The organism is Marinospirillum minutulum DSM 6287, assembly GCF_000422325.1.
GTDB classification, from domain to species: domain Bacteria; phylum Pseudomonadota; class Gammaproteobacteria; order Pseudomonadales; family Halomonadaceae; genus Marinospirillum; species Marinospirillum minutulum.
The window spans coordinates 555,634-581,679 of the sequence record NZ_KE383818.1 but is presented as its reverse complement, the minus strand read 5'-3'; the positions used below and the strand labels follow the sequence as shown (position 1 = coordinate 581,679).

General features: G+C 43.9%; 24 protein-coding genes. 5 read left to right on the top strand and 19 right to left on the bottom strand.

The features are described 5' to 3' along the window. Positions 1-25 precede the first annotated feature (25 nt). Positions 26-2,284, bottom strand: coding sequence for an arginine/lysine/ornithine decarboxylase (locus H571_RS0112345; protein WP_027849582.1), 2,259 nt, complete (start codon positions 2,282-2,284; stop codon positions 26-28). 171 nt (positions 2,285-2,455) lie between these two features. Here H571_RS0112345 and H571_RS0112340 point away from each other — a divergent pair, with 171 nt between their 5' ends. The 3 genes from H571_RS0112340 (at position 2,456) to H571_RS0112330 (ending at position 5,978) form a co-directional block, all read left to right on the top strand. After that, positions 2,456-2,878, top strand: coding sequence for a hypothetical protein (locus H571_RS0112340; protein WP_027849581.1), 423 nt, complete (start codon positions 2,456-2,458; stop codon positions 2,876-2,878). A gap of 515 nt (positions 2,879-3,393) precedes the next feature. Beyond that, positions 3,394-5,145, top strand: coding sequence for a 30S ribosomal protein S12 methylthiotransferase accessory factor YcaO (ycaO, locus tag H571_RS0112335; protein ID WP_027849580.1), 1,752 nt, complete (start codon positions 3,394-3,396; stop codon positions 5,143-5,145). After that, positions 5,142-5,978, top strand: a complete 837-nt coding sequence (locus H571_RS0112330) for a class I SAM-dependent methyltransferase (protein ID WP_027849579.1) — start codon at positions 5,142-5,144, stop codon at positions 5,976-5,978. The genes ycaO and H571_RS0112330 overlap by 4 nt, the downstream gene beginning before the upstream one ends. A 40-nt stretch (positions 5,979-6,018) precedes the next feature. On the opposite strand, the gene H571_RS0112325 is transcribed toward H571_RS0112330, so the two are convergent. The 9 genes from H571_RS0112325 to H571_RS0112285 are packed head-to-tail and all read right to left on the bottom strand — an operon-like array spanning position 6,019 to position 15,687. Continuing rightward, a complete protein-coding gene (locus H571_RS0112325) occupies positions 6,019-7,227 on the bottom strand; it encodes an NnrS family protein (RefSeq protein ID WP_027849578.1) in 1,209 nt (402 codons plus the stop codon). Further along, the gene (locus H571_RS15140; RefSeq protein WP_051168327.1) at positions 7,221-8,024 is read right to left on the bottom strand and encodes an ABC transporter ATP-binding protein; all 804 of its coding nucleotides are present in this window, start codon (positions 8,022-8,024) and stop codon (positions 7,221-7,223) included. Before H571_RS15140 ends, H571_RS0112325 begins: the two co-directional genes overlap by 7 nt. Then, positions 8,021-8,812 carry an ABC transporter permease gene (locus H571_RS0112315; protein WP_027849577.1) on the bottom strand — a complete coding sequence of 264 codons (792 nt, stop codon included), beginning with the start codon at positions 8,810-8,812 and terminating at the stop codon, positions 8,021-8,023. Before H571_RS0112315 ends, H571_RS15140 begins: the two co-directional genes overlap by 4 nt. An 8-nt stretch (positions 8,813-8,820) precedes the next feature. Next, positions 8,821-9,831, bottom strand: coding sequence for an ABC transporter substrate-binding protein (locus tag H571_RS0112310; protein ID WP_027849576.1), 1,011 nt, complete (start codon positions 9,829-9,831; stop codon positions 8,821-8,823). After that, a complete protein-coding gene (locus H571_RS0112305; RefSeq protein WP_027849575.1) occupies positions 9,831-11,897 on the bottom strand; it encodes a TonB-dependent receptor plug domain-containing protein in 2,067 nt (688 codons plus the stop codon). Before H571_RS0112305 ends, H571_RS0112310 begins: the two co-directional genes overlap by 1 nt. A gap of 53 nt (positions 11,898-11,950) precedes the next feature. Further along, a complete protein-coding gene (locus H571_RS0112300) occupies positions 11,951-12,745 on the bottom strand; it encodes a heme ABC transporter ATP-binding protein (RefSeq protein WP_027849574.1) in 795 nt (264 codons plus the stop codon). After that, entirely contained in the window at positions 12,742-13,761 is a 1,020-nt protein-coding gene (locus H571_RS0112295; RefSeq protein WP_051168326.1) for a FecCD family ABC transporter permease, read from the bottom strand. The genes H571_RS0112300 and H571_RS0112295 overlap by 4 nt, the downstream gene beginning before the upstream one ends. After that, a complete protein-coding gene (locus H571_RS0112290; protein WP_027849572.1) occupies positions 13,758-14,600 on the bottom strand; it encodes a heme/hemin ABC transporter substrate-binding protein in 843 nt (280 codons plus the stop codon). Before H571_RS0112290 ends, H571_RS0112295 begins: the two co-directional genes overlap by 4 nt. A gap of 16 nt (positions 14,601-14,616) precedes the next feature. Then, positions 14,617-15,687 carry a hemin-degrading factor gene (locus H571_RS0112285; RefSeq protein WP_051168325.1) on the bottom strand — a complete coding sequence of 357 codons (1,071 nt, stop codon included), beginning with the start codon at positions 15,685-15,687 and terminating at the stop codon, positions 14,617-14,619. Between the two features lie 249 nt (positions 15,688-15,936). On the opposite strand from H571_RS0112285, the gene H571_RS0112280 reads away from it, so the two are divergent. Both H571_RS0112280 and H571_RS0112275 read left to right on the top strand, forming a co-directional pair. Continuing rightward, positions 15,937-17,952 (top strand): TonB-dependent receptor plug domain-containing protein, encoded by a 2,016-nt coding sequence (locus tag H571_RS0112280; protein ID WP_027849570.1) that lies wholly within the window; start codon positions 15,937-15,939, stop codon positions 17,950-17,952. Positions 17,953-18,008: 56 nt separating this feature from the next. Beyond that, the gene (locus tag H571_RS0112275; protein WP_027849569.1) at positions 18,009-19,157 is read left to right on the top strand and encodes an HmuY family protein; all 1,149 of its coding nucleotides are present in this window, start codon (positions 18,009-18,011) and stop codon (positions 19,155-19,157) included. A 2-nt stretch (positions 19,158-19,159) separates the two neighbouring features. Here H571_RS0112275 and gspN read toward each other — a convergent pair whose 3' ends face one another. The 9 genes from gspN to gspF form a co-directional block, all read right to left on the bottom strand. After that, positions 19,160-19,975 carry a type II secretion system protein N gene (gene gspN, locus H571_RS0112270; RefSeq protein WP_027849568.1) on the bottom strand — a complete coding sequence of 272 codons (816 nt, stop codon included), beginning with the start codon at positions 19,973-19,975 and terminating at the stop codon, positions 19,160-19,162. Beyond that, a complete protein-coding gene (gene gspM, locus H571_RS0112265; protein ID WP_027849567.1) occupies positions 19,972-20,424 on the bottom strand; it encodes a type II secretion system protein GspM in 453 nt (150 codons plus the stop codon). Before gspM ends, gspN begins: the two co-directional genes overlap by 4 nt. After that, entirely contained in the window at positions 20,421-21,506 is a 1,086-nt protein-coding gene (locus H571_RS0112260; RefSeq protein ID WP_027849566.1) for a type II secretion system protein GspL, read from the bottom strand. The genes gspM and H571_RS0112260 overlap by 4 nt, the downstream gene beginning before the upstream one ends. 19 nt (positions 21,507-21,525) lie before the next feature. Next, positions 21,526-22,581, bottom strand: a complete 1,056-nt coding sequence (gene gspK / locus H571_RS15135; protein ID WP_051168324.1) for a type II secretion system minor pseudopilin GspK — start codon at positions 22,579-22,581, stop codon at positions 21,526-21,528. Continuing rightward, on the bottom strand, positions 22,574-23,332 hold the full coding sequence (gene gspJ / locus H571_RS15625) for a type II secretion system minor pseudopilin GspJ (protein WP_027849565.1): 759 nt from the start codon (positions 23,330-23,332) through the stop codon (positions 22,574-22,576). The genes gspK and gspJ overlap by 8 nt, the downstream gene beginning before the upstream one ends. After that, positions 23,329-23,706, bottom strand: a complete 378-nt coding sequence (gspI, locus tag H571_RS0112245; protein WP_027849564.1) for a type II secretion system minor pseudopilin GspI — start codon at positions 23,704-23,706, stop codon at positions 23,329-23,331. Before gspI ends, gspJ begins: the two co-directional genes overlap by 4 nt. After that, positions 23,703-24,266 (bottom strand): type II secretion system minor pseudopilin GspH, encoded by a 564-nt coding sequence (gene gspH / locus H571_RS15125; RefSeq protein ID WP_036218205.1) that lies wholly within the window; start codon positions 24,264-24,266, stop codon positions 23,703-23,705. The genes gspI and gspH overlap by 4 nt, the downstream gene beginning before the upstream one ends. Further along, complete coding sequence (gene gspG / locus H571_RS0112235; protein ID WP_027849563.1) at positions 24,238-24,690, bottom strand: type II secretion system major pseudopilin GspG; 453 nt, start codon at positions 24,688-24,690, stop codon at positions 24,238-24,240. Before gspG ends, gspH begins: the two co-directional genes overlap by 29 nt. Before the next feature lie 83 nt (positions 24,691-24,773). After that, the gene (gene gspF / locus H571_RS0112230; protein WP_027849562.1) at positions 24,774-26,006 is read right to left on the bottom strand and encodes a type II secretion system inner membrane protein GspF; all 1,233 of its coding nucleotides are present in this window, start codon (positions 26,004-26,006) and stop codon (positions 24,774-24,776) included. Positions 26,007-26,046 lie beyond the last annotated feature (40 nt).

Here is a 26,046-nt window from a genome sequence, read left to right as displayed (position 1 = left end):
TATAGCTGTTTAAAGCAGTTCTAAATTAAAGCAACACATCCACGTAATAGCCTTCTACGCCATTAACCACTTCATGGGTTAAACCATGCACATCGGTTTCAAAGCCGGGGAAGCGTTGGTTAAAGTCCCGCACAAACTTTAAGTAGCCAACAATGGTGGCATTAAAGCGTTCGCCGGGGATCAGTAATGGAATACCTGGAGGATAAGGCGTTACCAGCATGGCGGTTATACGCCCTTCCAACTCATCTATTGGGCAGCGTTCCACTTGGCGGTGCGCCATTTTTGCCCAAGCATCGGCAGGTAACATGGCCGGTTCAATTTTGGATAAATACATATCGGTGGTAATACGCGCTAGGTTATATTCCTTATAAACCGCATGAATCGCATTACATAAATCACGTAGGCCAGTGCGCTCATAAGTAGGGAAGCGTTTAGCAAATTCAGGCATCACCCGCCAAATAGGCAGGTTGTTATCGTAATCGTCTTTAAACTGCTGCAATTCCGTTACCATAGAATTCCAACGGCCTTTGGTAATGCCAATGGTAAACATAATGAAGAAGGAATAGAGCCCTGTTTTTTCAATAATAATGCCGTGTTCGGCTAGGTATTTGCTCACTATGGATGCAGGAATACCGCATTCATCAAAATTACCATCAACGTCTAACCCAGGGGTAATAATAGTGGCTTTAATGGGGTCTAGCATATTAAAGCCGGTTTCTATTTCGCCAAAGCCATGCCAAGTATCACCTGAATGAATCACCCAATCATCACGATCACCTATGCCTTCTTCTTGGGTTAACTTGTCTGGCCCCCAAACTTTAAACCACCAATCATCATCACCAAACTCATCATCAACCTTGCGCATAGCACGGCGGAAGTCGATAGCTTCTAAAATAGACTCTTCTACCAAGGCATGACCACCGGGTTCTTCCATCATGGCTGCTGCTACATCACACGAAGCAATAATCGCATATTGCGGGCTGGTTGAAGAGTGCATTAGGTAGGATTCATTAAAACGGTAGCGATCTAGCTTACGGTTTTTACTATCTTGCACCAAAATTTGTGAAGCCTGTGACAAACCTGCTAGCAACTTATGCGTGGACTGGGTTGAAAAAACTAAGGTTTCATCTGAACGCTCACGCTCACTACCACCAATGGCGTGCATATCTTTATAGAATTCATGGAAAGCCGCATGCGGTAACCAAGCTTCATCAAAGTGTAAGGTATCAATGGTATTGCCTAAAATTTGCTTAATTTCTTCCACGTTATACACAATACCGTCATAAGTGGATTGGGTAAGGGTTAGAATGCGTGGCTTTTTGTTGGTGGCATTGCGAGCAAAAGGGTTGTCGGCAATTTTTTGCTGAATGGTAGCAGGGTCAAATTCACTTTTAGGAATGGGGCCAATAATGCCGTAGTGATTACGGGTCGGCATTAAAAATACCGGAATCGCGCCGGTCATAATAATCGAGTGCAAAATCGACTTATGGCAGTTACGGTCAACCACAACTATATCGCCGGGGGCAACGGTAGAATGCCAAACGACCTTGTTAGAAGTTGAAGTACCGTTAGTCACAAAAAACAGGTGATCGGCACCAAAAATACGTGCCGCATTTTGTTCGCTGGCAGCCACCGGGCCAGTATGGTCTAACAGCTGGCCTAGCTCATCTACCGCATTACACACGTCGGCACGTAGCATATTCTCACCAAAAAATTGGTGGAACATTTGCCCTACAGGGCTTTTTAGAAAAGCAACGCCGCCTGAGTGACCGGGGCAATGCCAAGAATAAGAAGAATCACTAGCGTAATCCATCAATGCAGAAAAGAAGGGCGGTGCTAAGGCTTCTAAATATTTTTTGGCTTCACGAATAATGTGCCGTGCCACAAATTCAGGCGTGTCTTCAAACATGTGAATAAAGCCGTGCAGCTCACGTAAAATGGCATTAGGAATGTGCCGTGAAGTACGTGTTTCACCATAAAGAAAAATAGGAATATCACTATTACGCTTGCGTACTTCAGTTATAAAGCTGCTGATAACTTCTAATGCTCGGCTAGCACCTTCTTCTGTGCCCTCACCAATTTCTTCATCGTCTAAAGAAACAATAAAACAGGAAGCGCGGCTAGCCTGCTGAGCAAAAGCGGTTAAGTCGCCATAGCTGGTGTAGCCAACAACTTCCATACCTTCTTTGCCAATGGCTTCAGCAAGATCACGAATACCTGAACCTGAAATATTTTCAGAACGAAAATCTTCATCAACAACCACAACAGGAAAGCGAAATTTCATCAGTTTTAGGCCCACCGCAAGTTAAGAAAATACAAGACGGATAGCTTACCCTTAATCCATCAAAAAGAAATAGCCTAAAGAACCAAATTGAATGCAAATTCAACTTGTAGTATCGCTACTCAATGCATTATACTTTCGTCTAGTTAGCAAGTGCAGCATTTGGAGGCAATCATGTTAGATACAAAACAGCTACAAGACCTTTTAGTCAGTAAGCATCATCTAGAGCAACGCTTGGCACTCAGTATGACCGCTAGACCAGAAACTTGGCACTATATCTACAGCAAGCACCCAGAGTTGGCTTTTACTCTTGCACAAAATTCCAATCTGCCGCAGGAACTAGCTGATGAACTAGTCAGCCATCCAGATCCTCGCGTCAGGTTAATGATTGCACGGCACGGTCAACCAAGCTTTAGTGCCTTAAAGCAACTTAGTGAAGATAACGAAGCAGCTGTACGACTCGCTGTTGCAAAACGCCAAGATTTAGATGGACAACTGCTTGACTCTTTATACGAAGATGGTGATGCAGGTGTGCAACTAACCGTTCAGCTTTATCAGCAGGCGCAACAACCACTAGCAAGAGCCAGCGGTTGGTAATAAAGAAATTGGCAAATGCTTTAAAGAATTGAAGGTCGATTATTGAGTGCGGATATTTGCACTGGGGGTAGCTTATTAGCTACCCTTTTTTTTGCTTATTTTTCACTTATTTCTTTATTCACTTATGCACATTAGCTGTGGATAAGTTTGTGAGTAAGCTCGTAGCAGACTGCCCTTACCCCCATTAAAACAAGCCTAGCTACAAATTGGCTAAAAAGGCACCAGTCCCCAGTAGGCTGCATAAAGACAAAAGTACACTAAACTAATTTTTGCTTATAACTTATTGATTTTATTAAATTTTAGAAATTTATTTAAAGTCAATACTTGACATAGCCAAGTAAAAGAAAACCTTTGCACTCAACCCAAGCTTGGACTAGTTAGCCAACGACTAGTAACAAATAACCTTAATACTCAGCCTGTGGACACTTGACAAAACTAAAACTCGCCAACACTTCTGGCAAGCCTTAGTCCAGCCTGCTATTCTGCTGCACATTACTTAATAAACGAGCACAAATATGACTGGTAGTTCAACTGCAACAAACCTTATTCCTGGCAAAGATGCACCACTTGAAAGCACCATTGCTCGATTAGAATTCCAACTAAAAAAACTAGGGTTTAATGTTCAACCTAAGTCTTGGCTAAACCCTGTTCCCCATGTTTGGTCGGTTCATTTGCAAGACCTAGATTGCCCACAGTTATTTACCAATGGCAAGGGTTCTACTAAAGAAGCGGCCTTAGCCTCGGCTTTAGGTGAATTTTTTGAGCGATTAAGCTGCAACTACTTCTGGGCAGACTTTTGGTTAGGGCCTGAAATTGCGCAGGGTGAGTTTGTTCACTACCCACAAGAACGCTGGTTTTCTGCCGACAGCAATAAGTTGCACCCAGACTTATTAGATGAACACTGTTTAGCCATTTATCAGCAAGAAGAAACGCTAGAACCAGCGGGTTTGGTAGATATTAACTCTGGTTCAATCAATCGTGGCATCTGTGCGCTGCCTTTTGTGCGCCAAAGCGACCAGCAGCCTGTATGGTTTCCAGTCAACCTAATTGGTAATCTATTTGTTTCCAATGGTATGTCGGCAGGCAATAACCGCTACGAAGCTTATACTCAAGCCTTATCAGAAATTTTTGAGCGTGCCATTAAAGCCCGTTTATTAGTAGAAGGACTTTGCCCCCCACTTATTCCGCAAGCTGTTTTAGCACGCTACCCTAAAGTAGTCACAGCAATAGCCGCTTTAGAAGAAGCTGGTTTTCATGTACAAGCTAGAGATGCTTCCATGGGTGGGCGCTACCCAGTCATTAACGTTACTTTGTTAAACCCTAAAGATGGTGGTTGTTTTGCTTCTTTTGGAGCTCATCCGCTATTTGAAGTAGCACTAGAGCGCACCTTAACCGAATTATTACAAGGCCGTGCGTTAGATCAGCTCGATGTCTTCCCTGCTCCCACTTTAGACTTAAACGAAGTTGCAGAACCACATAATTTAGAAACCCACTTTACTGATTCAAGCGGTTTAGTGGGTTGGCCTTTAATTGGCGACCGCTTTGACTTTCCATTTACCGATTGGAACTTCCCTGGTACTAGTGAAGAGCAGTTCCACTTGTTACTTAATCAACTACATGATTCCAGCCACCAAGTTTACATTATGGATTACCAACACCTAGGTGTAGATGCTTGCCGTATTCTAGTACCAGGTTTTTCTGAAATTTACCCAGCCGATGATTTACATTGGGATAATAATAACCAAGGTATCGAGTTACGTGATGCGCTTTTAGAATTACCAGAACTTGACCGTCCAGACCTAGATGAAGTGGCCGAACTCATTAATGATTCAGGCTTTAGCCAACAACACCCAGTCGCGGCTTTAATTGGCCTAGTTCCTGGTGGCTCTACCTTTTGGAAAGAACTCCGTGTAGGTGAACTCCGTGCCATGCTTTGCCTAGCTTTAGGTGAGCAAGAAGAAGCATTGGATTTAATAGATGGCTTATTACTGTTTGGACACCTACATGAAAACCGTGTTGCCCATTATCGCTGTATTAAGTCTTTGCTGGAGATCACGCTAGCTGGTGAGTCCATTGATCATTACCGCACTGCACTTAATCTTTATTTTGGTGCAGATGAAGTAGAGGCAGGTGAACGTTTAATTAATGGCGAAGATACTTTCCAAGGTTTTGCACCAGCTCCCGGGTTAGACGGACTAGAAGCCCACGAAAAGCTAATTGAAGCCTATTTAAAAGTACAAAAAGCCAAAAAAGAGGCTTTATTATGAATTCAACACACCAAGACTTGTTAACCAGCCACTATGCGGATGAACACCTAGCCACACGTTTACGTGAAGCGATTATTGCCGAAGGCTTAGACCCAGAACAACTCACCCTAGATGCTATCGCAGCAATAGATCAGCTGCACGTTGGCGGTAGACGCTCCAGCCGTCAGCTTGCTGAACAAGCCGGTTTTTCACCCGGTCAAAAGGTACTAGATTTAGGTTGCGGAACAGGTGGCAGCAGCCGCCTGTTAGTCGATGAGCACGGCTTACAAGTGGTAGGCGTGGATATTACCCAACCCTTTGTGGATGTTGCCCAATGGCTAACCCAAGCCACGGGCTTAACTGCCCGCACTCAATTTGTGTGTGCCGATGCTCAAAATCTACCTTTAGAAGATGCAAGCTTCGACGCGGTTTGGAGCCAACACACTTTAATGAACCTGCCAGATTTAACCAAGGGCTTGGCAGAAGTAAACCGAGTACTGAAACCTAAGGGTAGCTTGCTACTCCATGAGGTTTTACAAGGCGATAACCTAGAACCTTTAAGCTTTCCTGTGCCTTGGGCCGATACCGCCAAGACCAGCCATTTAATAACGCCAGCCGAGTTAGAAGAACAGCTCACAGCAGCAGGCTTTATTAAAACTAGGCAGCAGGAAGTCACTGAACAGGCTTTAAACTGGCGCAAAAAACACACCGACAAAGAAGCCAGAGGGCAAACTGGTATTTTAACGCCCCAGCTTATTTTTGGTCCACGCTTTTTACAAATGGGTAAAAACCTAATGGCGAATTTAGCCGCTGGTAAAGTACGTTTAATAGAAGGAATTTGGCAGAAGGTTTAGTGAAAGTAGGACCTAATAAAAAAATTAGGGCTAGCTTAACCTAAAGGTCAATAGGTTCTTCACAGCCTTTGCCACCATCAGGTCGCTGCTTTATAAATACGGGAGCCATGTAATATAAAGTAATTAAGAAACCCAATAACCAAGCACTAGCACTCAAAAAATAAAGGGTATTGATGGACAGGTTAATCCAACCTGCTAGAGCGCGGCTAATTGCCGAAAAAACAATAAGTAAAGCAACAAGGTTTACCCAAGAACGTGCATCTAATTCATGGCCACTATGGGTTCTTCCAGAAATACAAATCACCGAGAAAACAGAAAGGCTCATACCGCCTATAGCCAATAAATGCCAACCACTCGATGCGGGTACAACTAAACCTAAATACCCTAAGCCCAACACAAGATAACCTAAAGCGATTAACCAATAGGTTGCATAAAATTGCAAAGGCCACCTGCTTAATAATGCTCTTCCTACATGCCAATCATTTAAAATATTAAAAACACTGGCTGCCGCTGCCAAAGCCAACCAACCATTTACTCTAGCTTCTGGCCAAATAAAATGGGTGAAGGTAAAAAGTAAAATACAAAACACTGCTAGGTTACGTCGCGGTGGAGTACTACGGTATTCATCCGGTGCATCTTCATTAGCTAGCTTTGGTAAAGCATCAATCGCTTCGTTTACTATTCTCATAGCTATTTTACTGGCGGTTATCACAATTAAAGCCACCATCATTCCTATGCCAGCATGGATCCAACGCATAGGATAAATATCTCTTAAGATATCGGTATAAAAACCTAAGCTAATACCAGCCATTCCAGCTAAACCCATTGAAAAAAGCCACTGACGGCGTAAGGGGTCAATTAATAATCTTGGTTGTAAAAACAACCATAAACTGAATGAAAAACCGATATTAGTGATAGCGGCAGGAAGAATACCTATCCAACCACTGAGCCAAAAGGTTATTCGACCCAGTAGCCAAAGAAGGCCTAAACCGATAAAAATCTGACGACCAACATCTGGCGTGCGGGTAAATTCTGGCATAGCAGTTAAAATAAAACCTGCTAAGGCAGCCATAATAAAACCAAACAGCAATTCATGCGCATGCCAAACAATAATTCCACTTGTGCTAGCAGGCATTACCCACCAGCCTTGTAGAAAACCCAGCCATAAAAATAGACTGATTAAGCCACTTGCTAAGCTGAGTAAAAAGAAGGGTCTAAAAGCACATAAACAAACAGGATGATTTAACACTCACAACTCCATTCACAACTTCTCAAATCAACAGGGCTAGAGTTAGTCACAACAGGTAGCTCGAAGCTTTTGCGAACTACCGTCTGCTGTAAAAGCTCTGCCGTGGTTTGATACACCCAAGCATCATCCCGCAAGCTGGTCGATCTAGTCAGATTAAAGCGTGCAGCAATGCGCCCTGGCTGACTATTCATTAATAAAATTGTATCGCACAAGCGCACCGCTTCCATTAGGTCATGGGTAATCATTAAAACAGCTAAATTTCGTTGTGTTTGTTGTTCAAGCAACAATAGGTATAACTCTGTTTTCAAGCCTATGTCTAAAGCTGAAAAAGGCTCATCTAGTAAGAGTAAATCTGGCTCTAAAAGAAGTACTCTGGCTAGGGCAACACGGCTTTGCATTCCACCCGATAACTGATGTGGAAATTTTTCTAAATCACTGAGCTGTAACCCAACTAATGAAGCCAGCTTGAGTGCTTTATTGTTGCGTTCTTGCTTTTTAAATCCTCGTGCTTTTAAACCTAAGGTCATATTGTCTAGGCAGGTTTTCCACGGTAGCAAACGCGGTTGTTGAAACATACTGGCAGTATTTTGAAAAGTGTTTTGAATAACCCCATCTTGCAAATCTAATAAGCCATTACACAAGTGCAAGAGGGTGGTTTTACCACAACCAGAAGGCCCAACTAAAGCGCAAACCTCACCTGCTTTAATTGAAAAGGTAATCTTCTGCAAAACTTGAGTACGAACAAAGTCATGATCGACTTTATCAACTTTTAAATACCCATTCTTTTTTTGGATCATGCTTCAGTTACTCGCCAACGTTCAACTTGCCGCTTAATAGGCTCTAAGAATAAATACTCTATGCCTAACAGTAAGAGAACAATCGCACAAATCCACGCCATACTTGCCGCACTATCTAAGTGTGAACGTGCGACAGCTAAAGATGCGCCTACACCATCTTGATTAGCTAACAGCTCAGCCATAACAACAATCTTCCAAGACATACCTAAAGCGGCGACCCAAGCAGGAAAAAGATAAGAAAATACATGGGGTAAATACAATTCAGTTAAAATCATGCGTTTAGGTAGGTGTAAAGCTTGTACCATTTCATAAAGTTGATTATCTACCGTACGAGCACCTTGCAATGCACCAATAAACACCATAGGAAAAGTGGCAACAAAAACCGTAAAAATGGGTGTGCCATCGCTGGCACCAAACCACAGCATTGCTAAAACCAGCCAAGCGATAGGTGGCATTCCCAAGAGGACGGTTACCAAAGGCCTCGACATCATAGATGCAGTTAAGGAAACACCGGCCAATAAACCTAAACCTGTACCTAAAGCTAAAGCTAAAAACAGACCCGATAATGCCCTGCGCCCAGTAATTATTAAGGCCTCGGGCAGGGTTTGATCATTCCAGAGCTGCTTAAAGCTAGCAAAAGTTTCTAAAGGTTGAGCAAGAACTAAAGAGCCATAATGTTCGCTAACTAGCTGCCAAGCAGCCATTAATAAAAGCAGGCTGCAAATAGCACCCCACCCACTCCATAAGTAGCTAGGTAATTCACGAAAGGTACTACGAATTAAGGGCATTCTTTACCTTAGTTTTGTTCAAGATTTTGCCAATAAAAACCTTCGTCAGGCATTTTCCCACCTATCATAGATGGGTTTTTATCAAATAATTCTTGCAGCAAAAACTCAACTTCTTCACGTGCATCCATTGCAGGAACGGCATCCATTTGGCTTACCGCCATAGCATCAGCTACCGCTTCTGCATTCAACATGGGAACACGTTTAGCAATCATTTCGCCACATTCAGTTGGCTTTTCAATACACCAAGCCAAGGATTTTTCATACTCTTCTGCTATGCGTGCGGCCAATTCGGGATTATTACGTTGCTTGCCGACTAAAGTAATACCCGCCTGAGCTATTCGCCCCTCTCTATTAAAGCTAATACCCCAAGCTTTTTGTAAATCTAAGCTTCGGTATAATTCGGGTGCAATAATTCCAATAGGGAAAGAGTTACTTTTGCGTAATGCCATAGATACAGCAGGTTCTGCTAGCAGCGCATGATCAACACGCCTCATTAGCAACAGCTGCATCGCATCTAACGGTGAAGCAACATAACGGAGTTTAAGGTCTTTTTTTACATTAATACCAGCCCGCTCTGCCAAAATACCAAAGATAATATCTGGCATATCACCACGAAAGGGCATAGCAATTTCTTTACCACGAAAATCATCAATACTCGTTAAGCCTTTTTCGCGAGACACCATCCACAACAAGCCCCAGGTGGAGACATTCAACAAGCGAACTGGGGCACCACGATTATAAAGGTTGGCAGCAACGTTAACGGGCATTGCCAACACGTCAGTTTCACCGTTTAAAGCCAACATTCTTAAATGATCAGGATCACGCCAGCTAATAAATTCAACTTTATCGGCTAGGTCATCGAGTGCACCTGACTCAACCATATGTACTAAAGGATTGGCAACGGCAGAAAAAGGACCAGCAATCACTAAGTGTGGCAATTTTTCTTGAGCAAAGACACTGCTACTTAAATTAACCATTAATAGGCTGATCAGTAGAACAAGAAATTGTTTAATACGCATTAGAAACTCCCACTAAATGCCAGAACCACTCCGCGACCTGGCGCTTTTAGCTCTTGACCACTTATGCCATCTGTTAGGTGTTCGTGGTATTTTTTATCTAACAGGTTATTTAGCTTTAAATTAACCTGACTTGATTGCAAACCTGCTGCCTTACCAAAGCTATAACCTAAACGCGCATCAAGCGTAACAAAGCCTGACGTTTCATCTTCACTTCCATTGGTGAAATTGCTAGCAACTCTATCTTGCTTGGCTACAGCCCTAATACCCGTGTGCCAATTAAAACCTTGCTCAGAGGGTTGACCAACACCTAAACGCAACTCATTAGCTGGCATTTCATATAAAGGCTCATTGTCTTCTTTATTGGTGCCATGTAGCCAAGTAAAGCCAGCATCAACCAATATAAGACTGACGGGTAATTCAAGCTTGCCTTCAAAGCCATAAATTTCTACTTTATCTAGGTTTTCAGTCTTTTTGATAGGCAAACCATTAGGATGATTTTGTCCTGTCACTCGCCCAGCAATGTAATCATCAATTTGCGTGTAAAAGGCTGCAACTTGGTAAGCTTGTAAACCATCACGAGCTTTTAAACCTAGCTCAAGGCTTGAAGAGCGCTCAGGGTCGAGTTGTGGATTGCCGACATGGTAATAACCATCACCACGGGCTGAGTCTTCAAAACGCTCACGTAAATCTGCTGCACGGTAAGCTTGCCCAACACTGGCATAAATATTAACGGTGTTAGTTAATGGCTGTACGGCGCCTAAAGACCAAGAAAAGTTGTTATCGGTACTATCCAAGCCTTTTGTTTGTGCTTGCGGGCCAACACCTTTTACTGAAGCATCACCTTTAACTTGGTCATAGCGTAACCCAGCAGTTATCAGTGCATCACCAACAGCAAATTCATCTTGTAAGAAAATACCGACAGAGGTGATTTCACCATCACGGAAAGGGTCATTACGTGTATTACTATTAAAATTAGGTGGGTTGTTATCCATATACCTTTCTGGATTACCAGTCATTTTCCAACCTTCAACACCTACACTAAACCAGTTACTCTCACCTAAAGTTGAATTCCACTGACTTCGTAAACCATTCGTTTTAAAACTGACATCATTGCGTACATAATCACGATTAAGGTTTTGGGAATTAGCCCTTATTTGACGAAAGACTTCTTGATGATATACATCTGTTGTTAAAGTACCCCCAGCTAATGGCGCATCTAAACCTAAGCTATACAATTCACGGTGTTGCTTGGGGGAATGAATGGTAACTTTACCAAGTAGCGGCGGTACACCTGCACCTCCGGGTTGACCACCCGTACGTGCTGAACCTGGATACCATACATCATCATCGTTATGACGCTGTAAATTAGCACGAACCACAACATCATCTGCAATTTTATGGTGATATTTTACCAATGCACTGGCCGCTTGGTAGCCTGTATTTTCTTCACGGCCATTAGGGCTTTTGTAATCACCAATATCACTACCTGCTAAACCAACAACAAAGCCCTGCTTTGCATTACTACCTTCCAATAAAACTGCGCCGCTGTAACCTTTATCAACACTGCTTGCAGAAACTCCAAAACGGCCACCTAACTTGCTTTCTTTAGTAAATTTAGGTGAAGGTGTTAATAGGTTAACCACACCACCCATGGCACCACTGCCATACATCACAGAATTAGGCCCTTTAATAACCTCAGCTCGATCCAATAAGCCCAAATTTAAAAAAGATGCTAAAGCACCTTGTGGCTGGGCTGAATTAACACGAATACCATCCACCATTACAACCACACTTTCTTTTTTCATACCACGTAAAACAGGGTTTTTACCCCAAGCACCATCACTTTGTACGGCTAAACCAGGCTGACCTACTAATAAGTCACCTGCAGTTCCTTGGTCTGTAGTTTTGGGTTTAATTACACTAATTGCTTGAGGTGTATCAAAACTATCACTTGCATAACCACGAGCGGTAATAACTTGATCATCAAGTTGAACTGTTTCAGCGTGCAAAGGAAGACTTAAAGCTGCAATGCAACCGAGGGTAATTTTTTTAAAAGGAAACGGCATAGGAGCACCCCTAAAATTAAGTTATAAATAAGCACTAGCCTTTAGGTAAGGCTTTAATCATCCAACATAACCAAGTGCCTGTTTTTTTCTGGATGAAAATAAGCACTAAGTTCTGCTTTATAAACGCTTGAAATGCGCTGCAAGTCTAAAACTTCAGCGGGCTTGCCCAAAGCTTGTAACTTGCCTTTATCTAACAGCAATATCTGATCTGCAAACACACTGGCAAGGTTTAAATCATGCAGCACACACACCAAGCTCCAGTTATGTTGTTTTACTAAAGTTTTCAACTGCCTAAAAACCTGTTGCTGTTGCCCTAAATCTTGCGCTGACATGGGTTCATCCAGCAGCAATAAAGCCCTAGGTACTGCCCAAATTTGTGCTAACACCCTAGCCAGTTGCACGCGTTGGCGCTCACCACCCGACAAACGGGTAATTTTGCGCCCGAATAATTCATAAGCACCGGCAGCCTGCATTGCCTGAATGACTAAAGGTGAATCGGCTTGGTCATCACCCCAAGCATAACGCCCTAAAGCCACCACTTCTTGGGTTAAAAAATCAAAGCTTAACGGGTTGGATTGCTCCATTCGTGAACGGTTTCTAGCCAATTCTGCGGGTGACCAAGCACTTAAAAGGCGGTCACCCATCATAACTTGCCCACTTGTTGGTTTGATTTCACCGGTCAGTAGGCTCAGTAATGAAGATTTTCCTGCACCATTGGGGCCACACACTGCAAGAATCTGGCCACCATAAAGGTCTAAATCTAGGGGTTGTAAGCGCCAGCCATTAGGTTTTCCTAAACTGATTTCCCTAGCCGTAAGCACTGGCTGGATAAAAGCTTGCTGCCTCATACATCACCCCTGTTACGCCCGCGTGCCAGCATCCATAAGAAATAAGGCCCACCTAATAAGCTGGTTAATAAACCCACGGGGATTTCAGCCGGTGCAGCCAGTGTTCTGGCTAAAGAGTCAGCCAACAAGAGTAAAATAGCGCCACCCAAAGCCGATGCAGGCAATAAAAGCCGGTGTCCCGGCCCTAAAATCATTCGTAGCATGTGCGGAATCATCAGCCCTAAAAAACCAATAATGCCAGCTAAAGCCACACTGACACCAACAGCTAAAGCGGTGCCTAGTACTACTTTTCGGCGTAGTTTTTTAGCATCTAAACCACTGTCTGCGGCGGCTAAATCACCCAGTTGTAAAACATCCAACTGTTTACGCACTGAGAGCAATAACACCAAGCCGGGTAGCATCACCAAAGCACCCACGGCCAATTCACTACCACGCACAAAGCCCAAACCACCCATGCCCCACAAACTCATTTGGCGAAGTTGCTGGTCATCGGCCACATAGCTAAGCAAGCCATTAAATGCACCTGCCAGCGTATTAATGGCTAAACCTGCCAATAGCAGCCACAGCATATTACCGTGACCATTTTGTCCTAGGCGAAAAATCAACCAACAGGTTAACCAACCACCGACACAGGCAATTAACATTTGCCCTTGCCAAGTCCACTGGTCGGGTAAAAAGGCAGCAAGCGGAAAGACAATCCACAAACCAACCGCCAAACTTGCGCCGCTTGATATCCCAAGCAAACCAGGGTCAGCCAAAGGGTTACGAAATAACCCCTGCATGGCTGCACCTGCAAGGGCTAAACCACTGCCCACTAACATGGCAAGTAATAAACGGGGAAGGCGCACAGCTGACCAAATTTGCCAATCGTAACTGCTCATGTTGCCAGTGATTAACTGCCAAGGCCCCAAGGCTAGCGTTCCTGCTTGGGATGCAAGCAAAACGGCAACAAAGAGCGCTATAAACAGCAGTAATAATGCGCGCTGCGCAGACTTTAATGCTAGCAAGCGGTTCATTGTGCCAATTGTTCCATTGCAGTACGTAAGTCTAATACTGACTGAGCAGTACGTGGGCCAAAGCCAAGAAAGGCTAAGTCATTAACAACCACTAGCTGCTTGTGTGCTGCTGCGGGGGTCTGCTGTAAACCAGGCAATTGCCACACTTTTTCTTCGCCGCCCAAAGCAGTTAAACCAGCTTCGGTTAAAATTAACGTGTTGGGCTGAGCCGCAATAATGCCTTCAGCACTCATGGGCTTATAGCCTTTAATGCCTTGAATGGCATTATTCAAACCCGCCAGTTGCATTAATGAATCGGCACTTGAACCATCACCGGCCACCATGGGTGCACCCATACCTGCATGGCTTAAAATAAAAATACCGCTCAAATGCGGCAGGGTTTTAAGCTGGGCTAATTGTTGGTGTTGTGCTGCTAGGCTGACTAATAATTTCTTACCTTCCTTGTCTAGCTCCAAAGCTTTTGCAACCGCTTTAATCTTTAATTCAACACCGGCTAAATTTTGTTCATAAGGAATACGTGCTACTTTAATTCCTGCTGCTTCAAGCCTTTCAGCTAAAGGTGCAGGGCGTGCGGCATCACTTAGTAACACTAAATCAGGTTTGAAAGATAAAATCCCTTCAAGCGAAAGCTGACGCAGGTAACCTACATCGGGCAAATTATTAGCAACTTCAGGAAAAATGCTAGTAGTGTCTCTGGCAATTAAGCGGTCACCTGCACCCAGGGCGTAAACAATTTCTGTGACATCGCCACCTAAACTTATAACCCTTTGTTCAGCAAAACCCGTTAAAGGCAGCAATAGTGCTAGCCCAGCCAATAGCCAGGCAAACAGTTGAGTCATGGCAAATCCCTCTGCTTTATTTTAGGCTTGGCAAGTTAGTAAGCAATTCTGTCCAAGTAGCTTGCTCTGGACCATTTTCTTCACGGCGAGCATACATTTGTATTAACAATGAACCTTGCTTATCAAACACTTCAAGGCTACTTACCCAGCCACCTGATTGTGGTTTGCGGGTCACATAGGCATAAGCAAAGGTTTCAGGGTTGGCATGCAGGGTGAAATTTTCTTCAAAGATATTGAGCCAACCACGCATCGGTTTAATGCCTTGCGTTTTGCCTGTGTAAATTTGCACACAGCCACGACTGCCTACAAAAAACATCACTTCTAAACCTTGCTCAGCCGCTGCATCCACCAGCTGTTGAAAGGCATCCAAACCAACGGGACGACACAAGTCTTCTGGCATGGCTTTTACAGCCGAAAAGCGGGTAATTCGGTGGCGGCGAATCAGGCTAAAAAACTGATGCACGTCCTTCATTTGTCGCCATTCTTGCTCAACCTGGTAGGGGCTTGCAGGCTCTGGGTGTGCTTCGGGCTCTGCTTGTATAAATGTTGGTAATACAGCCTCTTCTGCAATAACTGCCTGCTCATCTAGTAAAGCCTGCCAAGCACCTAAATTGGTTTCCTCTAAAGAAAACACCTTATGAACTGCTGTTCCATGCTTATCAAAAAACTGCAAGCTCATACGTTTACCCTTAGGTGTCTCTTCTTCAATGGCACAAGCCCAATGCCACGCTCCCATAAAAATACGCAGATCTAAACCACCAATATCTAAAAATATACCTGCGGCATGTGCCCCAGCCTCACCCAGTTTTGGTTCTGGATAAATGCCCTTGTATTCATTCACCACACCCTGATTACGGGTTAGTGCTAGCACACGGCCTAACGAGGGCAAGGCTTTTAAAACGGCAAAAATATCTTTTAACGGAAAAACTTTTTCGCGACCCACACGGCAGGCTTGCAAATCACCTTCACTTGATTTCAGCAAAGCCGCCCAATCCACCATAAAACCTGGTGCTTTAGATTCACGCAATTGTTGTAGAGAAGAAAAAAGAATGGCTCGCTCATCTTGAGCACCCAGCGTCATGTTCATTGTATGCACTCCAAATAGTTGCAGAAAAAAATGACGTGCTGGCTGCCTTGGTAAAGTGACACCTGGGTGGCTTGCACAATTACTCAAGTATATTATTAAAAAACAAATGATAATGTCAACGATTATCATTAACTGTTGACAAGTTATCGGGATTGGTTATCATTTGCTTCGACTAGCCAGCCAGGTTCTTAACATTTATCAAGATTTCCCAGCCAGCCATTTTTTATTTCTGTGCTTAGGGAGTTTTGAATGCGCTGCTGTACTTTTAGCCACCTAACTTTTGCTGGTTTGCTGTTAAACCTATCGTTTGCATCCTTGGCCGCAACACCCATTCAGGCCACCAGCCAACAGCTAGATAGTATTTTAGTCACCGGCATACGCACTGAGCGTGCTTTAGCAGACATTCCTGTTCGCACCGAAGTCGTGAGTGCCGCTGACATTGAAAAAACCCACGCCAAAGATTTACAAGAAGCTCTTTCCCATGTACCAGGCTTACAGCTGCGCCCTATTCATGGCAAAACCGGCTATGGCGTATGGCTACAAGGCATTGATGCTAACCGTGTACTTATTTTAGTTGATGGTAATCCTGTTTCTGCCAGCACCGGCTCTGCGGTGGATACCAGCCAAATTGCGGTAACCGATATCGAACGCATCCAAATTATTAAAGGCGCTGCATCGGCTATGTACGGTACTTCGGCAATGGGCGGCGTGGTCAATATTATTACCCGTCAGCACTCACAACCGGTTACAGCATCTATCACTGCCAGCGGCGGCAGTTGGGGTGACCAAGACCTTAAAAGTAACGCTTTAGCGCAGCGGCATTTAAAAGGCCAAGTTGCTCTTAACAATGATGCTTGGAGCTTCAACCTTATGGCCGATGTGCGTGACCAAGATGGCTGGACAGCAACACCGAATAGCATCAGTAATGAAGGCTTTAAAGGGCATAAACGTAATTTAGCCAGCCAAGTGCAATACCGTTTCTCACCTGATTTTATGTTCACCCTTTCACCCCGCATTTACCAAGAAGACCTAACTAACAGGTTAAGTGAATTTGCGCCGGGCATTGGTAATGTCAAGGTCAATAAAAAAGAGCAAACCACCACCCTACATTTAGGCGCAAGACTAGAAAAAGGGAGTGAAAATGAATTCAACTGGTCAATTAATGCCTTAACAGAAAACTTTAAAGGCGAAACCGCACAAGACAAACCTGTAACCCAATGGGTTGACCAGCAGCGTGATACCGATATAGACCAACAATTAGTTTCTCTGCAAATGAACTACCCGTTAGGCAATCATCACCTATCGTTTGGAGGGCAGGTTTCAGAAGAAACCATGGATGTAGTGCAATACAAACGTACCGGCAGTACAACAGAACGCCTTGTGGAAGTGGATAACGCCACAGCCAGTACTCAAGAAGTATTTCTGCAAGACAGCTGGTTTATTGGTGAGCATTTAGAACTCTTACCCGGCTTTCGAGCACATCACGACAAGGATGCAGGCACTCACCTTTCACCCATGATGAATAGTTTATTCTTCACAACCTTCGATTCAGGCGACCGCATTAATCTGCGTTTAGGCGTAGGCAATGGTTACCGTGTCGCCAATTTAAAAGAACGCTATTTTGTTTTTGACCACAGCCAATTTGGCTACAAGGTGATGGGTAACCCAGATTTAGAACCTGAAAGCTCAATCAGTTATCAGGCAGGCATTGAATGGTTAAAAGCATCCAACAATGCCCGTTTAGAACTGAGTCTATTTCGTAATGACATTACTGACTTAATTGAATCTGACCAAGATTTATCTGAGTCGGCCATTCAAAACTTGCAAATTTTTCGCTACCAAAACTTTGAAAAAGCCCGTACACAAGGCGCTGAACTGGTTTTACACACACCGCTTGGTTTAGGTTTTAGTTTTGACTTGGGCTACACCTGGATGGAAGCCACTGACCGCATAACAGGTAAAGACCTGCCTAGCCGCCCAGAACATTTGGTGAAACTGGGCTTAGATTGGCAAACACCACTGGAAGGTTTGGTGCTTACAGCCAAAGCCAAGTATGAGTCCCAACAGTTCACAGACAGTGAAAACATCAACAAAACACCCGCCTTTAGTGTTTTAGATTTAAAAGCTAACTACACGCTTAACCCCCATTGGCGCATTTTCAGTGGCATAAACAACGCCACCAACACCCAAAAAGATTTCACCCAAGCAGATAACCGCCCTGAAGAAGGTCGTTTTATCTACCTAGGCATGGGCTGGAAATACTAAAACCTAATTCAGGTTTACCAATCAAGCATCTTAATAACCAACACGAGGCAATAACTATGAAGCTTAGTAGAAAGCAACCTTTAAAATTTAACAAAAAACCGCTGGCTATCAGCTTAGCCCTATTATTATTTGCTGGTGGCATGCAGGGTTGCAGCAGTTCATCGGATGATAGCGACTCATCTCCTAGCGGCTCAACGCCACCAGCTTCTAGTTCAGGAAAGTTAGCAACCCTAAATGCAACCCAAGCGAAAGCACGCCTTGACTTAGCTACAGGTGAATTAACTACAGAAGAAGGTAACTGGCAAGTTGCCTATGAAAAATACGTAGGCTTTAGCCTTAAAAAAGGAGTAAAAGCTTGCTTAGCCCATGAAATAAAAACCCTTTATGATGAGGCAGGCAAACCTGTTGCAGATGAGTTTAAAAAACTAACCCAAGACAACACCTTGGAAGGTTTTAATCAGGTTGATATTAATAATACGGATATTTGTACTCCGATAGAAAGCAGCATAAAAACACAAATATCCAGTGATGCTTGGTGGACTTATAACCCTGACCCAGCTGCTGGCGGCAAGGTGACAGTGCATAGTGATGATACCAATGGTTGGATTTTAAAATCTGCCGATGGCAAAGCCTATGCGCGTATTAAGTTTACTGAATTTGCAACCCGTCAATACACAATAAAGTTGGATTACGAATTATGGGATGCAGCAAGCAAAAGCTTCAAAAGTAAAGTATCTACTCCACCTTTAGACTTCAGTAAAGGTGCTGCCTATTGGGATTTAGAAACTAACACTGTTTCCACAGTGGGTACTGGTGATTGGGAACTAAAGTTTTCTAAAGAAGGTCGCAACATTTTAATTCAATTAAATGGTGGCGCTTCAGGTACTGGGCAGGCAGGTGCAGCAGGTAAAGATGGTGCGTTGCAAGTCGCTTCAGTTGATGATGCAACTGACCCCACCAACACAGCACAGGTTTATAAGTATTTTGCAGACAGTGCACAAAGTGGCTTAAGCAAGCCAGGTGACTTTGGACCACTTCATTACGCTGTGGGTGGTGGGCACGCCATGTGGCCGACTTTTGCGACTTACCTAATAGAAGACAATAATAACTTCTACAAAATGCAGGTGGTTAGCAATACAGGAGAGAGTGGTTCTGACCCATCAGGAACTTTGGTTATTCGTTACGATGAAGCTAAGGCTAGATAAAGTTAAAATCTACCCGACCCCCTGCCCTGAAACTCACCTTGATTATTTCTGCGCCAGCCTAGCATTTGTAGGGCTGGCCGCAGTTGGGCTTGTTCTTCTAACTTAGCCTGGCCACTAAAGCTCCAACGCCGATTCGCTAACTCAGCCTGCCCTTCAAGCGTTATTTGATGCTCACCGGTTTGCTTGGCGGTTAATTTCCAATCTAATGTTTGGCTGTCTGGGCAGCTGGGTTGTAGAAAAACCTGCCCTAAATCTAGCGGCATGGGTTGTAAAACGGCTAAATCGCCCTGCCAGCTGCCAGTTAAGCTTTGGCAGCTAAGCATTTGCCCTTGCAGTTTTGCTTGTAAATTAAGCTCACCAGCTAAAACACCTTCTAAAGCCCAAGGTAAACCGTTACTTCTTAACAAGGCTAAGTCACCGGCTTTTAAACGAGCCGACAAACTTCCCCAAGGGGTTAAACTGGCTTGTAACTGCCAAGCTCCATTCTTAGCTAAGTTTTCATCACCAAGGCTTAAATTCAACTGTGGCAAAGCTAGCGCTAAACGCCAAATAGGTAAATTCCAGCTAACGTCTTCTAGGCTAATACCCGGTAAATTAATGCGTTCAGCACTACCTTTAGCTAAGGTGCCTTCTATTTTTTGCCAAGTCATTTGTGGTTGTTTAGCTTGTGCCGTAGTTTGTGCCACAGTTTGTAACAACAGCCATTCCACCGGCGCTAGGGCAATAAAAGTTACTAAAAACACCCAGCTAAATAACAGCAAAAACAACACGCCTAACAAGAAGGTGCGTAGTTTTTTTATCAAGGAAATACCACTCATAGGGGACGCAGCTCCACTTCTAACTGAATAGGCGTGCCTTGTAGATTTAAAGTTTGCCAATGCCAACCTTTTTCTGCCGCCGAATTAAGAAAGCGTTCCACCATGGCTGGGCTAGCAACTTCTGCAGAAATTTTTCTTAAATCACCTTCTTCCACCAGTTTAACTTGGCGTAAACCCGCACTTGCCGCTAAAGCTAACCACTGGCGCTCTTCTAAAAAAACCACAGGTACAAGACGGCCACTTAACGCTTCTAACCGTTGTAAATCTTGTACTTGTTGCTGCTGATTATTAGCCGAGTTTTCACGCCAAGTTTGTAATGGTTGCCATAGCAATAAATAGCCAAGCATTAATAACACTAGAGGCGCGGCAATTTTTAATAATCTTTGTTCACTGGCTTCTAAGCCTGACCAACGCTGACCTAGCCAAGTGTTATTTAAACTAGCCATCATAGTGATAACTCCCAAGTTGCTTGCTCATCGGTAAATTGCCAGCGCCCAGTTAAGCTTTTTAAAGCAGTTTGGTCAGTAGTTTTTACGCCTTGTAATTTAGCCGTTAAACCCTGTTCATTTAACACTAAAGCAGCCACTTGAATATGCTGTTTAGTTTGCAGCTGGCTTAACAGCTTTTCCCAAGCGTCTAACCTTTGCTGCTGATAATTTAAATGGTTAGTGTAATTATCTAAGCGTCTATCTAACTGCTGAACCTGCTGGCTAATTTCCACTGGGTTAGTTACATTTTTTGGCTTAGCCAACCAACTAAAGGTTTGCTGACTCATTAAAACCACCATTAATAACAACCAAGGCGAAGCCTGAAACCACTGCTTAGGGGTTAGCTGTAATGCTTGCTGTAAGTTTTTAATAAGAATATTTTTAATGGGCAGCTTGTTTAACCAAGATTCAGGCCAAAGATTAAGTTTGGCAGGAATACCCGTTGCTAACCAAGGCACTAAAGCTTGTTGGGGTAAATCTTTAACATTCATTTGTTGGGCATCGGCAGCTAATAAAGGCTCAGCTTGCTCTGCATTAAGCCAAGCTAAAGGCAGTTTTAAAACACTCTGCTCACTTGCCTGCCATAGCCATGCTTGTTGTTCATCGACTAATACTAATTGCTCTGGCGCTTGCCATAACTTAGCTAAACACAAGGCTTCTGGAATCCAACGAGCCACACGAATATTTTTATCTGCTAAACGTGCTTGCCACTTTTCAGCTAATAACTTATCTAAACTAGCCACTTGAAGCTTGCGGCCATTTTTTTCTAAAACGACTAGCTCAACAGCTTCAAGCGGCTGGCTTAACTGGTCTTCAAGCAATAACGCAGCTTCATTAGTTTTTACACCTGGCGGCAAAACTAAGCTATCTAAGCGAATGGCAGCAGCATCTAACAACACCAAGGCTGGGCTTGTTTTGCTGAAACTAGCGGCCTGCTCAGCGGTTAAGCTAGAAGCCGGTACGTTAGGCACCAACCGCCAGTATTTATCTTGTGATGAATCAACAGCTAAACGTATCACTAAAAGCGGCTGCTTTAATTTCATTGAATGCTCTCTTTTGTACTCATGGAATCTTAGCCTTAACCGCCCCATCCACTGGCCCTATGCGTCTGGCATATACTTGGGTTTTGGCATCGGGGGCTAGGTAAATATCTGACTCAAATACCAGCTGCACATCATTTAACAACATATGAATAGTGACCTGATAAAAGTCACTGACAAACATTAGGCTGCCGCCTACTCGCTGCTTCCAGCTGTCGTCTTGGGGTAGATTAGTTGCACCTAAATCCTCCCAGAAATCGTCAAGGTTTTTATAGCCAATCTCAGGTCGAGTGTTCCACCAATTTTTTAGGCTTGTTAGTTGCACCTGCCCTTCAAATAGACTCCAAAGCAAAACTAAATCTTCTTCTACTAGGGTATTAATATTCAGCCTTAAACGGGTATCCGGCAATACACAAATGCTTGAGGGTAATCCACGAAAACGCTGGCGGTTTTGTGGCATTAGCCAGTTCACTTCTGATAGATCAGCAAAAGGTTGGTTAGCGGCAACTCTAGCTGGGTCGGCTAATAAATACTGGCCTGTTTCAGCACCTTCTGGCAAGGCTTCGTTATCTTTATCCACCCAGTCACGGGCTAAATCTAAAAATTGATTTAAATCTAAATCAGCAGTCCAATTTTGGTTTTTATCTTCAGCTTGGTTTTCTTGCGCTCTATTAATAGCTAAGCGCCAAGGTAATAGCTCGCTCAGTTGATCACTGGCTTCTTGGCTGCTAATGCTAGCTAAATGATTCAAATTAAAACAGGTGCGTAAGTCTTTAACCTGAATGGTCAACATGCCTTCATCAACTGGGTAGCTAACCACTTCACCCCGAATAGTTGCCCACCAGCGGGGTTGCTCCCGAATACGTCCATCGGTTAACACTTGCCTTGCTAGGGTTTCGGCACCTAATAAATAACCCCAGCCTTGTTGCTGTAAATAACGTCCTTCAATGCGTTCTAAATCTTGTCGGCTGGCTAACTGTATTTGGGTGAGTGCCATAGTAATCACCACTAAAATTAGCAGCACCATTAATAATGCTACGCCCTTTTGATTCTTGGCTTGGGGCTTGGCTTTAATCATTTCCTTCACCTTGGTTACGCCTGCTTCTTAAACGACGTAAACTTCTAGGTGAAGCTCGTCTATCCTTGTTAATCGCTTCATTAACTGAATTTCCTTCTGCATTAGTGGGCGTTGCGGAACGAATAAAAATCAGCTCAGGCAATAAAATTAATCGCTGATAATCCTCACCACGCCAAGTAACACCTAAGCGCAAACCTTTAGGAAAAGATCCTTCAAGGGTGTTTTGCCAACTATTATCTCGATAAAAAGCCCAATTAATAGCCGTTACTTCTGTTAGCTCATCCACTAGAGTCCACTGCTGCTCATCGGCAGCATCTAATAAACCGCTGGATTGCAAAGCTAAAAGCTGCTCTTCTTCATCCCAACTTAAACGCCATAAACGTAAGCGTGAAGCATAATCTTCTAGCGGTAAAACCCATTGCCCTGCTGCGACCCAGTAAAGTTCTTGGTTATTATTTTGTAGGGTCAGGGGGCTGGAGTTTAAGGGTTGCCCTCTTTCATGGGCTTGCCTAACCACTAGCTGGCTTAACTGCCGGTCGGTACGGCTTAAAAAATCGACTAGCCTTTCAGGGCCATTGGCTCGAATTTCATTAAGCTGAGAACGAGCATCTAACACTTGGCTAACTAACAGGGTTAAAGCCACCGCTAAACTGGCCATAATTGCTAGGGCAACCATCACTTCGATAAGGGTAAAACCCTGTTCTTTACTAGAAAATTGCCTAGCAAACTGGCTAACAGTCTGGCTGTTCATTTATTACCCACAAAACCAGAAACTTGGGTTAATAAATTTTCACGTTTTGCTTCAGCATAAATTTCAATATCTAACCGGCGCATGGTGGGTAAAGGTGTGGCTTGAATGACCACTCGCCAAAAGCAGCTAGTAGCGCCAGCTTTAGCTTCGCCTTCTCGCCGCCCCACTTCTGGCCATTCTTGGCTCAGCATCCATTCCACTAATAAATTATCCGCACATAACTGGCCTAAAGCCCTTTCTTCACTGGCTTGGCGAACATCGGCCGCATGGCCTACCACCTGCACAGCAATAGCAGCCATTAAAGCCAAAATAAATAATGCTACCAGCACTTCAACTAGGGTTAAGCCTTTTTGATTCGTTTGGCTCTTGTTCATTGGGAAGGCTCGGCTGGTAAATCTAATAATTCAAAATGCCCTGCTTGTACTCGTAAACTGCGCTCTGCTTCACCTAGCTGCAGGGTTAAGCTTAAAGCAGTCACTTCTCCGGCAGGAAAAAACACCAAAGAAGGCGCTAGGTTTTCACTAAACTCTGTACTGAACTCTTTTGAAAGGGCTGACTCTTCTGATAAACCCTGCAAACGCACTCCTTCTGGCCACTGGCGTTCTGGCAAGCCACGACTAATATAAGGCTGCCATAAACCTAACTCATCACGCAGGGTGAAGCGATAACCGCTTTCAGTCACCTGCCAACCCACCAAACGGTAGCGGTTTAACGCTAAATCCCTTGCATAAGAAAAGTCTTCTAATAGTTGCCTTGCTTGCTTATCAACTAAGTCTTGCTCGCTGCGCTGCATAGTGACCACAGCTATCGAAGCGGTAATGCCAATAATGAACAGCACCACCAGCACTTCTAAAAGGGTGAAACCTTGAGACTTACAAGCTGTAGAGGGCTTATAAATAGGAGACTTATAAATCCCAGTTGCCGATATCCGCATTTAAGCCCTCGCCACCCACTCGGCCATCTGCACCAAAAGAGAAAATATCAATCCGGCCTTTTTCGCCCGGTGAACGGTATTGGTAAGCATTGCCCCAAGGGTCAGTCGGTAAACGACGAATATAACCATCAGCACGGTAGTTACGGGGTTCAGGCGCAATCGTTGGTTTTTTAACTAGCGCATCTAAACCCTGCCCAGTGGTGGGGTAAGTAAAGTTATCTAAACGGTACATTTCCATGGCTTGCTCTAGGCTAGATAAATCGGCTTTGGCTTTTTGCACCATCGCCTTGTCTTGGTTATCCAGCACATTGGGCGCAACTATCGCCACCAACAAACCGATAATAACCAGCACCACCATTACTTCTAGCAGGGTAAAACCTTTTTGAACTTTTTTCTTATCAGCTAGCTTTGTATCTCTAAGCATTTCAATTTCCTTCACTTCGATTACTGAATTTTTAACTTTATTAATAATTGATTTACGTTAATGAGGAGGCAATTAGTCAATCTTTATATCTTTAATACATCATTCAACTGCATTATGGGTAGCAGAATAGCTAAAACAATGGTTAACACCACACCACCCATAAACAAAATCATTAAGGGCTCAAACAAAGTTAGCACCAGATCAACTTTTTGCTGAAACTCATTATCTTGCAAGTCGGCAACCCTAACCAGCATTTGGTCTAGCTCACCGCTGCCCTCACCGCTGGCAACCATATAAGTCATCATGGGTGGAAAATGGCCACTTTGTTCTAGGGCACGGTTTAAGCTAACCCCTTCCCTTACTTGGTCGATTAAACCATCCACCACCTGCTGCAAAAAAACATTATTCAGGGTATTTCTTGCCACCTGCAAAGCATCTAATAAAGGAATGCCGCTGGCAGTTAAAATCGCTACAGTACGGGCTAAACGGGCGGTATTTAAGGCTTTAACCAAACGCCCCAGCATAGGTAAGCTTAATTGTTTGCCGTGCCATTTTAATTTTATCGCCGGTTTAGTTAGTAAAAAACGCAAACCTATAACTACTAAAACCATCACCACTGCGGCTGCCACACCCCAATCACGAATCGCATCACTTAGCCAAATTAACCCACGAGTAATGGCTGGTAAGGTTTGTCCTGCATGGTCAAACTGGCTAACAATGCGTGGTACGACAAAACTCATCAGTGCGATAACGATGCCTAAAGAAACAAAAGTTAAAACCAAAGGATAAACCATTGCCATGCGGGCTTTTTGGCGTTGCTTTTGGCTGGTTTCTAAATAGTCGGCTAAACGCATCAGCACTTGGTCTAAACGTCCGGCTTTTTCACCTGCTGCTACCAAAGCACAATAAAGGTTATCAAAAGTTTTCGGCCAAGAGCGTAATGTTGCCGCTAAGTTATGCCCTTCTCTAACGCTTGACCTAACGCCTTGAATTAAACTGCGTTGTTTGTCAGTTTCTGCTTGTCTGGCTAGGGTTTCTAAGGCGGATTCTAAAGGCAAACCAGCGGATACCAAGGTCGCTAGCTGGCGAGTAAAGAGCGTTTTTTGGTCATGGCTTAGCAACCCAGCCGCTGATTTCTTGCCTCTTTTAAAACCTCCAGCTGGCTGTTCTTTTTCTGCAGCACCGGCCTGCACTTTACGTGGAAAAAGCGCCTGGTCACGCAATAACTGGCGAGCATGGCGTTCGCTTTCTGCTTCTATTACGCCTTTAACTAGCTTGCCTTGTTTGTCTAGCGCTTGATATTTGAAACTAGCCATTTAAAAACCTTTTAATTACGTTACTGAAGTTGCAACTAGT